Annotated in this window: 10 protein-coding genes; all 10 read right to left on the reverse strand. The window is 33.8% G+C overall.

Annotated elements, in window-relative coordinates:
* Positions 1-22 precede the first annotated feature (22 nt).
* The gene (locus tag IM755_RS06430; RefSeq protein ID WP_194094887.1) at positions 23-3,220 is read right to left on the reverse strand and encodes an efflux RND transporter permease subunit; all 3,198 of its coding nucleotides are present in this window, start codon (positions 3,218-3,220) and stop codon (positions 23-25) included.
* Positions 3,221-3,298: 78 nt separating this feature from the next.
* Positions 3,299-4,381, reverse strand: a complete 1,083-nt coding sequence (locus IM755_RS06435) for an efflux RND transporter periplasmic adaptor subunit (protein ID WP_194094889.1) — start codon at positions 4,379-4,381, stop codon at positions 3,299-3,301.
* 48 nt (positions 4,382-4,429) lie between these two features.
* Positions 4,430-5,737 carry a TolC family protein gene (locus IM755_RS06440; RefSeq protein ID WP_194094891.1) on the reverse strand — a complete coding sequence of 436 codons (1,308 nt, stop codon included), beginning with the start codon at positions 5,735-5,737 and terminating at the stop codon, positions 4,430-4,432.
* A gap of 271 nt (positions 5,738-6,008) precedes the next feature.
* Positions 6,009-6,215 carry a hypothetical protein gene (locus IM755_RS06445; RefSeq protein ID WP_194094893.1) on the reverse strand — a complete coding sequence of 69 codons (207 nt, stop codon included), beginning with the start codon at positions 6,213-6,215 and terminating at the stop codon, positions 6,009-6,011.
* A gap of 108 nt (positions 6,216-6,323) precedes the next feature.
* Complete coding sequence (locus IM755_RS06450) at positions 6,324-7,922, reverse strand: hypothetical protein (protein WP_194094895.1); 1,599 nt, start codon at positions 7,920-7,922, stop codon at positions 6,324-6,326.
* A gap of 62 nt (positions 7,923-7,984) precedes the next feature.
* Positions 7,985-8,308 (reverse strand): hypothetical protein, encoded by a 324-nt coding sequence (locus IM755_RS06455; RefSeq protein WP_194094897.1) that lies wholly within the window; start codon positions 8,306-8,308, stop codon positions 7,985-7,987.
* A gap of 55 nt (positions 8,309-8,363) precedes the next feature.
* Positions 8,364-8,567 carry a DUF6132 family protein gene (locus IM755_RS06460; RefSeq protein WP_194094899.1) on the reverse strand — a complete coding sequence of 68 codons (204 nt, stop codon included), beginning with the start codon at positions 8,565-8,567 and terminating at the stop codon, positions 8,364-8,366.
* Positions 8,568-8,625: 58 nt separating this feature from the next.
* On the reverse strand, positions 8,626-10,140 hold the full coding sequence (locus IM755_RS06465; RefSeq protein WP_194094901.1) for an MBOAT family O-acyltransferase: 1,515 nt from the start codon (positions 10,138-10,140) through the stop codon (positions 8,626-8,628).
* Positions 10,140-11,564, reverse strand: coding sequence for a GDSL-type esterase/lipase family protein (locus IM755_RS06470; protein ID WP_194094903.1), 1,425 nt, complete (start codon positions 11,562-11,564; stop codon positions 10,140-10,142). The genes IM755_RS06465 and IM755_RS06470 overlap by 1 nt, the downstream gene beginning before the upstream one ends.
* Entirely contained in the window at positions 11,554-13,005 is a 1,452-nt protein-coding gene (locus IM755_RS06475) for an SGNH/GDSL hydrolase family protein (RefSeq protein ID WP_194094905.1), read from the reverse strand. Before IM755_RS06475 ends, IM755_RS06470 begins: the two co-directional genes overlap by 11 nt.
* Positions 13,006-13,059 lie beyond the last annotated feature (54 nt).

A 13,059-nucleotide genomic window follows, 5' to 3' on the forward strand; every position in this document is an offset into this window, starting at 1 on the left:
TTTAAACCTGACAGGTTGTTATTTAATTGTTTTTCTCCCATTTTTTACGTTCTGTAATGTAGTAAATCAAAGGCACCACGATTAATGTCAACAATGTTGAAACAATCGCTCCTGCTACTAACGAAATGGCTAATCCTTGGAAAATTGGGTCAAACAAAATGATGGATGCTCCAATTACTACTGCTCCTGTTGTTAATAAAATTGGGGTGGTTCTCACAGCTCCAGCTTCAATAATAGCTTGTTTCATTGAAATTCCATCATTCAATCGGATTTCAATAAAGTCAATTAGTAAGACCGAATTTCGAACCATAACTCCTGCTAACGCAATCATTCCAATGAACGAAGTAGCAGTAAAGAATGCTCCTAAAACCCAGTGACCTAATACAATTCCGACTAATGAAAGTGGAATCGCTACCATCATCACGATTGGAGTTTTGAAGTTTTGGAACCAACCAACAATCAACATGTAAATTATAATAATTACCACTAAAAATGCAGCTCCTAAATCGCGGAATACTTCTAAGGTAATTTGCCATTCTCCATCCCATTTTACCGTGAAATCACTTTCATCTGAAGGAGAATCCATGTACAATTCGTTTACTTTATAACCTTTTGGCAATTGCATTTTTTCCAACTTCTCATTCATTCCTAAAATCGCATACACCGGACTTTCTAATGCTCCCGCCATATCAGCTAAAACATACACCACGCGTTTTTGATCTTTTCTGTAAATCGTATTTTGAAGCGTATCTTTTGTAACTTTTACCAAATCGCTCACAGGAACTACATTACCACGACTTCCTTTGATTTTCAAATTTTGAATATCTTGAATCGAAGTTTTGTCTCTGTCTTCCAATGAAAGTGTGATGCCAACAGGATTATTCGAACGCTCATCATACAAATTAGATACCGGCATTTCTCTTAGCAAATAAGTCAAATTACCAACAACTTGTTGCGGAGCGATACCGTTCAACATGGCTTTTTCTCTATCTACCTCTAATTTGTATTCTACTTGAGGAGCTTCTACCATCCAATCCGTATCAACCACATCAGAAGTTGTTTCCAAAATCGTTTTCACTTGATTCGCTACTTTAATTTGCTCTTCGTAATTAGGTCCGTAAACCTCAGCAACTAAGGTTGATAATACGGGTGGTCCTGGCGGAACTTCTACAATTTTCACATTCGCACCATATTTTTTAGCAATTTTTTGCACTTCTGGACGCACTACTTTTGCGATATCATGACTTTGTAAATCCCTATCTTCTTTGTGTAGTAAATTCACTTGAATATCAGCCATATTGCTTCCACCGCGCATATCGTAATGACGCACTAACCCGTTGAAAGTTATTGGAGCCGAAGCGCCAATATAATTCTGATAATCCACTACTTCAGGAACAGTTGAAAGATATTGCGCAATTTCTTTCGTAACCGCTGCAGTTCGTTCTAACGTAGTTCCCTCTGGCATATCAATTACCACTTGGAATTCGTTTTTGTTATCAAAAGGCAACATTTTCACCGCAACTGACTTCGTAAAAAACATCAAAACCGAACCTAATAAAAGTACTATCGTAACAACAAACATTAGATTACGTTTCTTTGAATTATCCAAAAGCGGTTGTTCGATTTTTTTATAGATTTTATAAATCCAAGAGGTTTCTAAACCTTGTTCTTCTTTATGTTCTTGCTCATCTTTTTCATGTAATAAATGGTAACCCAAATAAGGTGTAACAGTCAATGCTACAAACAACGATAATATCATCGCAATAGAAGCTCCAATCGGCATCGGACTCATGTAAGGCCCCATCATTCCGGATACGAAAGCCATTGGTAAGATAGCTGCAATTACTGTAAACGTTGCTAAAATTGTTGGATTTCCTACTTCATTTATTGCATAAATAGCTGCTTGTTTGAACGGAAGTCGCTTCATTTTGAAATGACGGTGCATGTTTTCGGCAATAATAATACTATCGTCTACTACAATACCTACTACAAATACCAAAGCAAAAAGCGTGATTCTATTTAACGTATATCCTAATAAGTAATAACTAAATAAAGTTAAAGCAAAGGTCAACGGTACCGAGAAAAACACTACTAATCCGCCTCTCCAACCCATAGCTAACATTACTAATACCGTTACTGCGATAATAGCCACACCTAAGTGCAACAACAACTCACCAACTTTGTGCGATGCAGTTTCACCATAATTTCTGGAAACCTCAACGTGTACATCAGTTGGAATAATATTTTTCTTTAAAGCTTCAACTTTTTCAATAATTTTCTCTGAAATCTGCATTGCATCGGCACCTTTAACTTTCGCCACCGAAATGGTTACCGCTGGATATTCCGAATTAAATTTTGAGAATTTTTCATTCGCTTTTCCATAACCAAAAGACACATAGTTCTTTGGTGTTTGCGGTCCATCTTGAATGGTTGCTACTTGTTTTAAATAAACCGGCATGTTATTATTCACACCCACTACTAAGTTTTCTACATCTTCCGAAGTTGATAAAAACTTACCAGTAGTCACTAAATACTCCGCATCATTTTGTACAAAACTACCTGATTGCGAACTTCCGTTATTGGCTTGAATCATTTGCATAATACTCAACGCATCCACACCGTTTTCAGCCATTTTATCTTTATCTAAAACAACTTTTAGTTCGCGGGTTCTTCCTCCAATTTCCTTCGTAATGGCAACGTCTTTTACTTTTTCAATTTCCGAAGTAACTTCTTCTGCAATTTGACGTAATTGGAAATCATCGTATTTTTCACTCCAAAGCGTCAATCCCAACATAGGAACATCATCAATCGAACGTGTTTTTACGATAGGTTGCATAACGCCTTCTGGAAACATCGTGCGGTTTTTCATCAATTCGTCGTATAATTTCACATACGAATCCTCGCTATTCTCCCCCACATAAAATTGCACGACCATCATGGAATAGCCATTCATCGCCATACTGTGAATGTGCTCCACACCTTTGATGTTACCAATGATTTTTTCTAATGGTTTTACTACTCTACTCTCTATCTCAGACGGGCTAGCACCTGGATACATGACCATAACATCGGCCATAGGAACGTTAATTTGCGGTTCTTCTTCCCTTGGAATTAAGAACGAACTATATGTACCAATAATCATCAACGCTACCATTAATAAAATGGTTAATTTAGAGTTGATAAAGAAATTGGCTATTTTACCTGAAATACCTTCTTGCATGTTATTTTTTGTTTAAAAGTTTAAAGTTTCAGGTTTCAAGTTATCTACTAAAAACCTTTACTGAACACTAATTACTGATTACTGAACACTAACCTTAGCTCCGTTGAATAATTTTCCTTCTGCAGAAACGATGTATTGTTCGTCTGCTGCTAATCCAGATAATACTTCTACTTGATCTCCGAATGTTTTTCCAACTCGTAACCATCTTAAAATAGCAACATTACCACTTCCAATTGTATAAATTCCTGTTAATTGTCCTTGTTTTACTAAAGCGCTTTCTGGAACTAGAACCACATCCGATTTAACGGTAGTTGTTTCTTTTTTAGCCGTTGGAAATTGCACGTTTACAAACATTCCAGATAAAATTTCTTTATCCATTTTGTCTAAAGTGACCTTCACTAAATATTGTCCTCCTGTGTTTTTGGCAGATAAACTCACTTCCGAAACTTTTCCTACAACTTCTTTGTTTATTGATTTTACATTGATTTTTACTGGCATTCCGTTTTTCACATTCGAAATATCACTTTCTGAAACCATTGCGGTTACTTGCAATCTTGAAGCGCCTTCAATACTAACTAAAGGCATTCCTGGATTGGCCATATCACCTTCTTTTACGAAAGTATTGGTTACTGTTCCTGAAAATGGAGCTGTAATATTCGAATATGAAAACTGCGCCATCACTTCATTACGCATTTGTTTTGCTGCTTCTAATCCTGCTTTTGCCATTTCATAACGAGCCGTCATATCATCTAATTCTTTTTGCGAAGCCGATTGTTGGGCGAACAAATTCACAAAACGATCATAATCTTTTTTCGCATTGTTGTACCCTGCTGTAGCTTGCGTGATAGAAGCATCAACTTGTGCTTTTTTAGCTTGCAAATCGGTGTTATTGATGCTTACCAAAAGTTGTCCAGCCGAAACATTTTGTCCCACTTTTACATTTACTTTGGTTACATAACCCATCATTCTAGTACTTAAATTCGCACTGTTTTCGGATTCTATTTTTCCACTTGCTGTTACATATGGACTATTAGAATTTCCTGAATTTCCAGCCACTTTTACTGGAATTGCAGGTAAATCGGCTACATTTTCTTTTTTATCACTCCCACAAGAAGTTAAGATTAAAGATGTTAGTGTAATGATTGTTATTATTTTTTTCATGTTGTTAAATTTTAATTTTGAACCTGCTCTTGAACTTGTTCTTGCTTTTTATTTCGTTAAAAATTGTAAGTATTGTTTAGTAAAGTTATATTCGAAAACAGCTTGCAAATGTTCTAATTCTTTTTGTGCCATTTGGGTTTCTGCCATTAGTAAATCGGTTGTTTTTTCTAATCCTTGAGTGAATCTATTTTGACGAATTCTATAAGCTTCTTGCGATTGTTCGAAAGCTAGTTTAGATAAATTTACTTTGTTCTCTGCATCAAGCAATTGACGATTGGTTTTGTTCAATTCTAACTGACTTTGTTTTTTGTATTGTTCGGTTTCAACTGTTGCTTTTTCAAAATCAGCTTTTGCTTTTTGTGTTTTACCGATGTTTTTATAGCCATCAAAAACATTCCATGACAATTGTGCTCCTACTACATATCCTTTAGCTGAAGTTTGAAAAAGATGTTGGTCATACAATTCATAACTTCCAAAAGCATTTAATCTTGGTAAGAAGCCAAATTTAGAAGATTGAAACATTTTTTGGTACGCTTCTGCCGATTTTTGCATCGCTTGAATATCTTTTCTGGAATCAGAAATTGTGGTATTTATAGTTTCGATAGCAATTGTTTTATCTAAATTTTCTGCTGGTTTAAAGGTTTTTCCAGCCATATCTTCGTTCAATAAAAATGCTAAATAATCAGAGGCATTTTGCACATTGGATTTGGCATATTGCAATTGATTTGTAATTTCATTCACACGAACTTGCACATTTAACAAATCGGTTTTTTGTAGCATACCATTTTTGAAATAGTTCTCTACCAATTTTAAATTTCCTTGTGCTGTTGTATTTGCTTTTTCTAAAACTTTTATCGCTTTATAAGCCAATTGCAATTGCATATAAGCTTTTGAAACTTCAAGCTCTAAATATTCTTTAGTACGTTCAGTTTGCAATTGAAAAGCATTCATTTTAGCTCTTGCTGCTTGTCTTCCATACAAACCATCTAAATTAATTAGTGGTTGTTGAACCTCGATTTTAGTTGCAAAATTTTGTGTTTTATCAGGATCATTTAACAATGCTGGATTAAAATCAGAAGCCGTTAAAATTTCTTGATTTAATTTCGAACCAAACGCCATTAATGGATTAGTTGTGACTATTCCAGTATGCGACACATTAATGTTGGGCAAAAAGAGTGCATTCGATTGACGATAATCCGCTTTTGCAGATTGAAATGATTTTTCGGCCACTTTAATTTGTAGGTTATTTTCAGTGACTTTCTGTAATAAATCATTTTTTGAAATCGTCAAAGTGTCTTGCGCAAGAGCAGAAATAGACACCAATCCAAGTACTATTAATAAATTGATTTTTTTCATAGTTAGTTTTATTCTTAATTAACGATACAAATGTACGTTCGTAAAAAAAGGTAGTCGGTAACAAGAGTTACATAGCCGAGTTACAATTGTTACAAAAAGAAAGAGCGTCTTTAAAAGACGCTCTGACTAACCAATAAAACTAAAACAATCATCATTTTTCAATGAATTGTTTCTCAAAATTATAGTTTTCAAAAAAAACTCACAGCAACATTTGTTACATAAAAAAACGCCCCGAAAATATCGAGGCGTTTTGAATTTATTTTGAATAAAATTATTCTGCTTTTTTCTCAGCAGCTTTTTTAGATGAACAACATCCACCAGCTTTAGCATCTGAACCACATGATTTTTTGTCAGCAGTTGAGCAAGATTTTTCAGTTTTAGCTGTTTCTTTTTTTGCTTTTTGTTTAGGCTCTTGAGCATTAACATTCATTGATAACATAAAAGCGGCAACAGCCATGATAGAAACTAATTTTTTCATTTTGTGTATTTTTTAAATTGTTATTTATTCTTTCTGTTTGTATTGTACTATTACAAATATATATAATTTTAAAAATAGTACTCTTAATTTTTTATTAATTTAACAGTATTACTTTTTTATCACTTTTTGAGATACATAAAATTTATCGTCAAAAACAAAAGTAATAATCACTACCTCTGATTTAGCCGAAGCCAAACTAAAGTTCATGGCATTTATTCCAGGTTTCACATCTTCAATTTCTCCTTCTTCTGCAATTTTACCATCTAGAGTCGTTAGTACATAATTGACTTTAGCCGAATAAGGCATATCAAATTGAATTCTAACCGTATCAATAGACGTTGGATTGGGTGAAACCGTAAACGAAAACGGATTTTTACCGTCAATTTGAGGTGTGCTTAACAACGGATTTTTCACTAATTTAACTTGGTAAACCGTTGGGTCAGCACTCGTTAAATTAGTTTGATTATCTGTAAAAGCCGAAGGTGAAGAACTCTGAATTCCTCCAAATAAATGCCCGATTACGAATTCATCCGCTGTAATATTCGACAATTGTATGACTTCATTAGAATAATGTGGTAAATTCTCATTTGGGATGAATTCAGCTCCAGCTCCTTTTAAATTAGGCATTTCAACTGGCAATTGATATTCAAGTAAACTTCCATCAGCAAAACGTGTTGTTCTACTAATAGTTTTTACAAAGGGAACCGTATCATCTTGTAATAAAGTACCATTTGAATAATAAAACTGACTCATACCGCCAAAAAACAGATTGTGCATTCTGTTATTGGTAGCATCATACAAACAAGCTTTTCCACTGTGATAATTGCTCAAATATTGATTGAACTGCGTTTGCGGAAAATAACCTCCTGCTTTGATATCAACTGGATATAAAAACGGTAAATCCACCGCAATTTGAAATACGCCTGACGAAATCGTGTAGCCTAATTCTCCATTAGGAAATATTTGAGGCAACAAATTATAATCGCGACGATGCAAATGAACCGCATCCACGATTTCTTCATAATTGGCATAACTCAAATTACTTCCCGAATTATCAATAGTGAATTTTCGGATAGCATTCGAATACGTTTGGGTAAACGTTGGGTTGTTCATCGGATTGTATCTTCCATCAAAACGATGCCCGCCCACTAAATAAAATGTATTCCAAATTTTTCCCAATTGACCTCCTGTAATCGCAAAAACATCATTTGATATTTGTTTGAAATAGGATGTTATTGGAGTTCCTGCAATGATAGCATTTATCAAATTAGGCACATCAACCGAAGTCAAATTATTGAAGGTTTTATGATCGGCAGCTGTTGTGGAATAAGCATATCCACCAACGATAAACAAAGCATCACCATCTTGATAAAAATTCATGTTGGTTGATTGCAATTGCTCTTTAATTCCTGTTGGAAGCGAATTCACCGAAGCCGACCACGATTGTTGAGTGGCAATGTCTACCACATAAATATCCTTATTGTTTTGTGCATCTGGAAACGCATTAAAAGGCTGACGTGCGTGAACACCATCTTTTCTTCCACCAATGATTAACCATTTTCCATTGTGTTGCGCAAAAGCATAGGAATGCAATCCTGGCAGTCCTGAAACGGAAACCGGAGTTAACACCACATCATATTCAAAGGTGCTTTGTGCTGTTGTTGACTGAAAAAAAGCCAACAAAAACACGATTAGTATATTTTTCATTTTATTCCATTATAAGTTAAGTCTGTGCTAAAAACACAAACGTAAAAATCAACTTTTCTTAGTTAGGAAATGGAAAACTTCGGCGGATGCCAAATGGAATGTTGGTATTTAGAAATAAAGATTTTCTCGTAGTTCGATTTTTCTTTTTCAATTTTGAATTCTGGAAACGAAATTTCAGGTTTAAAATCCAATTCACTTACAAATTGAACGGGACTAAAGTTCAAACTCATGATGATTTTTCCTTTTTCACAACCTGAAGAATCGGAACTAGATTTATGACAAGTTTCTTCACAATTTTCACTCACTAACATCTTCATAGCTCTTACAGACGGCAAAGCCACCAAAAGCAACAGATAAATGCATAGTATGTGAACTGAAAATTTCATATAACAAATATATACAAATTGTAAAAATATTTGGTAACAACTGTTACACAAGAAATTAGGGTTGTTTCTTTTTAAAGAAATCGCCTATCATGTTGAAAAACAATCCAACTAAAACGCCACCATATAAAGTACTGTTTAAAGGTTTTGAAGTAATAGAACAAGTTCCAGAAATACATCCAATATAATGATAATAAGCATAACCCGAAATTAATCCGACTACAACTCCTATTGAAGTGATTATGATTTCCTTTTTATTCATCTCGATTTAAAAGAACAAAGTTACCATACAAATAAATGCAAAAGAGTAACAAAAGTTACTAAAACTGAAAATAAATAAAAGGTTGGGTATCTGCAGAAGCGGTTGCATACACTACCCAATAAATCAATCCTAATAATACAGCTTTAGCAACTAAAGGCAAAGTTGAAAAAGTTTTTTGCATTCCAGCTAACGTTTTCACTGGAATAAAATGCCAAACCACTCCAATTGCAATTAGTAAAAAAACATTTTTATAGCCTAAAATAATGGTTTGCCATTGATTTAAATCGAAAGTTAATTTGGTTACATTATCTGCAATTTGAAATGCCGTAGCAAAGTCTTTCGCTCTAAAAAACAACCAACAAAAAACCACAAAGTGGAAAGTCAAGATAACCTGAATTGTTCTAACAAAAACATTTTTAGGCAATTTTATAAACTGACCAAAGAATTTCTCAACTACTAAAGCCAATCCGTGTAAAACACCCCAAACTACGAATTTCCACGAAGCGCCGTGCCATAAACCTCCTAATAACATGGTCATGAACAAGTTGAAGTAGGTTCTGATTTTTCCTTTTCGATTTCCGCCTAATGAAATGTATAAATAATCTCGCAACCAACTCGATAACGAAATATGCCATCTTCTCCAAAACTCGGTAATAGAACCTGATTGATAAGGCGTTCTAAAGTTATCAGGCAACCAGAATCCCATTAATAAAGCTAATCCGATTGCGATGTCAGAATATCCTGAGAAATCACAATAAATTTGGATAGCATAACCATAAGACGCCATTAAATTTTCAAAGGCAGTATAACTATTTGGTGCATCAAAAACACGGTCGACAAAGTTGGATGAAATATAATCTGAAATTACCGCTTTCTTTAATAATCCTCCAATAATTAAGAATAAAGCACGATTGAAATCTTCTTTCGTTAACTTTAATTTCTCATAAATCTGAGGAATAAAATCACTCGCTCTTACAATTGGTCCTGCTACTAATTGCGGGAAAAACGATACGAAGAACAAGAAATCCATGAAACTTTTCGTAGGCTCTAATTCTCTTCGATATACATCAATTGTGTAACTTAAGGTTTGGAACGTATAAAATGAAATTCCGACAGGAAGAATAATATCTTCAAACTTCATATTTCCACTGAAAAGTGTATTGTAATTATCAATGAAAAAATTCGTGTATTTGAAATACGCCAACATTCCAAGGTTAATCAACAAACTCAATATCATGTAAAATTTACGATATCCTTGCTTGGCTTCTTCATAAATTAATCGCGACAAAACATAATCGACGACCGAGGAAAAAATCAATAATCCAAAGTAAATTCCGCTTGATTTGTAATAGAAAAACAAAGAAAACAAAACCACATAAGTAATGCGAAAAGTATGAGTTTTCCTAGATAAAATGTAAATAACATAGAAAACTAAAAAGAATCCTAAAAAAATGGCACTATTAAATAATAGCGGCTGTTTTGGATTGAATAAAAACCAATTTTTAATGGTGGCTAAATCGATATTCCCTACATTTTCAAGAAACCAATTTTGTATGCTAAAAAGTGCTTTCACTACTGCTTTGTCGATTTAAATAATTCGTATGATTGTAAAAAGGCTTCAAAAAATAATTCGCCTTGTTTTTCGTATCCTGCTTTTGAATAATGCACTTTATCTTTGGCCATATAGCCTTTTGCTGCATTGCGTTTTATGGATTTATTCCCACCAAAAACATCCAAAAGATTCCAAACGGCATAATTTTTCACTCGAGCATTATCTTCTATGAGTTCTGCATATTTTTCAATGAAAGTGTTTTTATATTTTCGATGTAAAACCGAAGGTGGAGAAGTCATCACCAAAACACATGCTTGCGGATTTTTCTCTTTAATTTCTTGAATCATTTGGTCCAAATGCGCAAAATATTGTTCGCCCGATTGTTTATCAAAACTCTCATTCGTTCCCAAAGAAATAATCACTAAATCTGGATTCAATACTGGCAATTGCTCATTGAACAATCTGAATTTATTGTAATCAGAAGCTTTCGCACCATTAACACCAATACTGTGATAAATAACACCCGAATTATTATTTTCCAAAACCAATCCATTCAAAGCAAAATCTTCAATTTCTTGATTGGGAACAATCGCAATTTTATCTAAAGGCGTTTCCGAAATATAATCGTTTGAAAACAAAGAAGGTTGTAATTCGATAGGAATATATTCCGTTTTGGTTGTGGTTTTTGATTGTGTTCCTTTCGTTGGAATCATCAACACTTTTCCATCGCGAATCATATCACTTTTTAAGCCGTTTGCTTTTTTCAAAGCTTTTAAAGAAACGTTGTATTTATCAGCAATTCCTCCTAAAACTTCACCTGGCTTAACTTTATGTGTGATTTTTTTCGGAACTTTTCGTTCAATGACAATATTTTTATTAGAAATTGATACATCAAATAAATTGACATTCTGAGGCGTGATTACTTTCAATTTCGTGAAATAATATTGTGCATCTTTTACATTCATTTGAATCGCAAAATCTTTTGAAGTAGTTTCCATAGAAAAACCACTCAAGCCAACAGGACGATTAGCATCGGCATATAAATTTCTAAAACTTTGAAAATTTCCTGAAGCGGAATAACGAATCGGAGCGCTATTATTTGTCTTAGCTACGCTATACGGAAAAGTAAATCCAAAACCACCATTCCCATAGACTTTTTGAAACTGAGTACGGATTTTTGCAGTAAACAAATCGGCTTGAATATGCGAATCGCCAATATGAACAATGTTAATCTTTCCCGATTTACTTTGCTCTAATTGGTACATTTTTTCATAAAAAGCCAAAAGTGCATTCGGATTATGAATATCATTTCCAGTGAAAGTAACTTCAATAGAATCGACAATAGGAAGATCTACCTCAACAGAATCTATAGGAACTAACAAAGTATCTTGAGCAAATCCAAAAAAAGAAAATCCCAATAAAAACATCAAAAATCTATTCTTCATATACCGAATCTTTATTGGTGATTATACTATCTTTTTTCACTGGCGCAGCAGATTTTTTACGCTTTTTTCTCAATTCTTTATACATTTCATAGCCTTTATTTAATTGGGTAAAAATTAAATTTGCAGCTTCTTTTGCACCTCTGTGATTAAAATGCGTATAATCTTTATTTGCTCTTGCTGGCTCTTGTTCTACCCATTGAATCATAGAACCATCACCACCCATTAAGGTATACATGTTTACAAAACTCGATTCTGATTTAATAGCATAACGCTTTTGTGCTGTATTCAAGGGAACAACTGCAGAATCAGTTTTCATTTCTAAATCGTATTTGGTTGATTTATCAGCCGTTGAGACAATTAAAATTGCAACTCCTGGGAAACATTCTTTCAAATGCGCTACCACTTTTGCCATTCGTTTTTCGTACCAAGAATAATTCAACGAACCGTAATTCAACACGTTAGCTCCATATTGCAATACAATTAAATCGTAATCTAATTTCGAATGAAAAGCACGCATAGTAGCAACATCAAAACTACCAATTGGCAATCCTGAGTTTCCTCTATTCGAAAAATTATCTACGTGAACGCCTTTTCCATCATCAAAATTGAATCCGTAAATTGGAATAGAATCGGCTTTTTTGAAATTCACTTTGATGCTTTTCAAATTACTTTCAGAAAGGACAACTGTATTTACTAAAGCATTTGGTGTTAATTTTTTAGAAATAGTATCAGTACCAATTACATATTTAATTTTCCCATCTTTATTAGACGAACGCCCGTAGAATAAAGTTGGATGCGGTAATTCTGATGCAAATCTTGTTTTGTTTGCTTTGTATTTAACCCAAGCTACATTTGCTGTATCATTCGCATAAAACACATGACCGTTTACACCAAATGGATTCGACGGACGTTTTACTTTTAAATAGGATTGGGTTTTCCAATTTCCTGAAAATTCATGTGTAATGGAACTTCTTGAAGCAGCTGATTCTGATGTAATATTAACAAATCCAACACCATGACCTCCAAATTTTTCTTGCAAATAGGTTCTAAAATCTTTTACAATTAGATCACCATCCGTCATCGAATCACCAAAATAGGCAATACGAACATTACCTTCTTTTTTAGTTTCTAATTGGAACAGTTTTTCAAAAAAAGTCGCTAAATATTGATTTCCAGTATATTCTTCGAATGTTTCTGGTGGAAATTTTATTCCATTCACAACTTTATAATCGATAATGGTTTTAGCCATTGAATCTTCGACGATTGCACCTTCGTCTTCGGCAATTGCTTCCAAAAGCAAACTATCAACTACTACATTTTTGGAATCTAATTTACTATCGGCAAATAATTTCTTAGGCAAAAACGTTTTGAATGCCAAAAAAGACAATCCAGAAACGATTACCACGATTAAAGTCTGAAAAAAATATTTTGATGTATTCATTTAATAAATTTCAAGTTCAAGAGCAAATTCAAAAATCAAGGATAACTTCAAACT

The organism is Flavobacterium proteolyticum (assembly GCF_015223105.1).
GTDB lineage: Bacteria > Bacteroidota > Bacteroidia > Flavobacteriales > Flavobacteriaceae > Flavobacterium > Flavobacterium proteolyticum.

Bases quoted from the DNA above. Each gene is read 5' to 3' on its own strand.
- IM755_RS06430 (WP_194094887.1), bottom strand. From the start codon at position 3,220: ATGCAAGAAGGTATTTCAGGTAAAATAGCCAATTTCTTTATCAACTCT.
- IM755_RS06445 (WP_194094893.1), bottom strand. From the start codon at position 6,215: ATGAAAAAATTAGTTTCTATCATGGCTGTTGCCGCTTTTATGTTATCA.
- IM755_RS06455 (WP_194094897.1), bottom strand. From the start codon at position 8,308: ATGAAATTTTCAGTTCACATACTATGCATTTATCTGTTGCTTTTGGTG.
- IM755_RS06460 (WP_194094899.1), bottom strand. From the start codon at position 8,567: ATGAATAAAAAGGAAATCATAATCACTTCAATAGGAGTTGTAGTCGGA.
- IM755_RS06440 (WP_194094891.1), bottom strand. From the start codon at position 5,737: ATGAAAAAAATCAATTTATTAATAGTACTTGGATTGGTGTCTATTTCT.
- IM755_RS06435 (WP_194094889.1), bottom strand. From the start codon at position 4,381: ATGAAAAAAATAATAACAATCATTACACTAACATCTTTAATCTTAACT.
- IM755_RS06450 (WP_194094895.1), bottom strand. From the start codon at position 7,922: ATGAAAAATATACTAATCGTGTTTTTGTTGGCTTTTTTTCAGTCAACA.
- IM755_RS06470 (WP_194094903.1), bottom strand. From the start codon at position 11,564: ATGAAGAATAGATTTTTGATGTTTTTATTGGGATTTTCTTTTTTTGGA.
- IM755_RS06475 (WP_194094905.1), bottom strand. From the start codon at position 13,005: ATGAATACATCAAAATATTTTTTTCAGACTTTAATCGTGGTAATCGTT.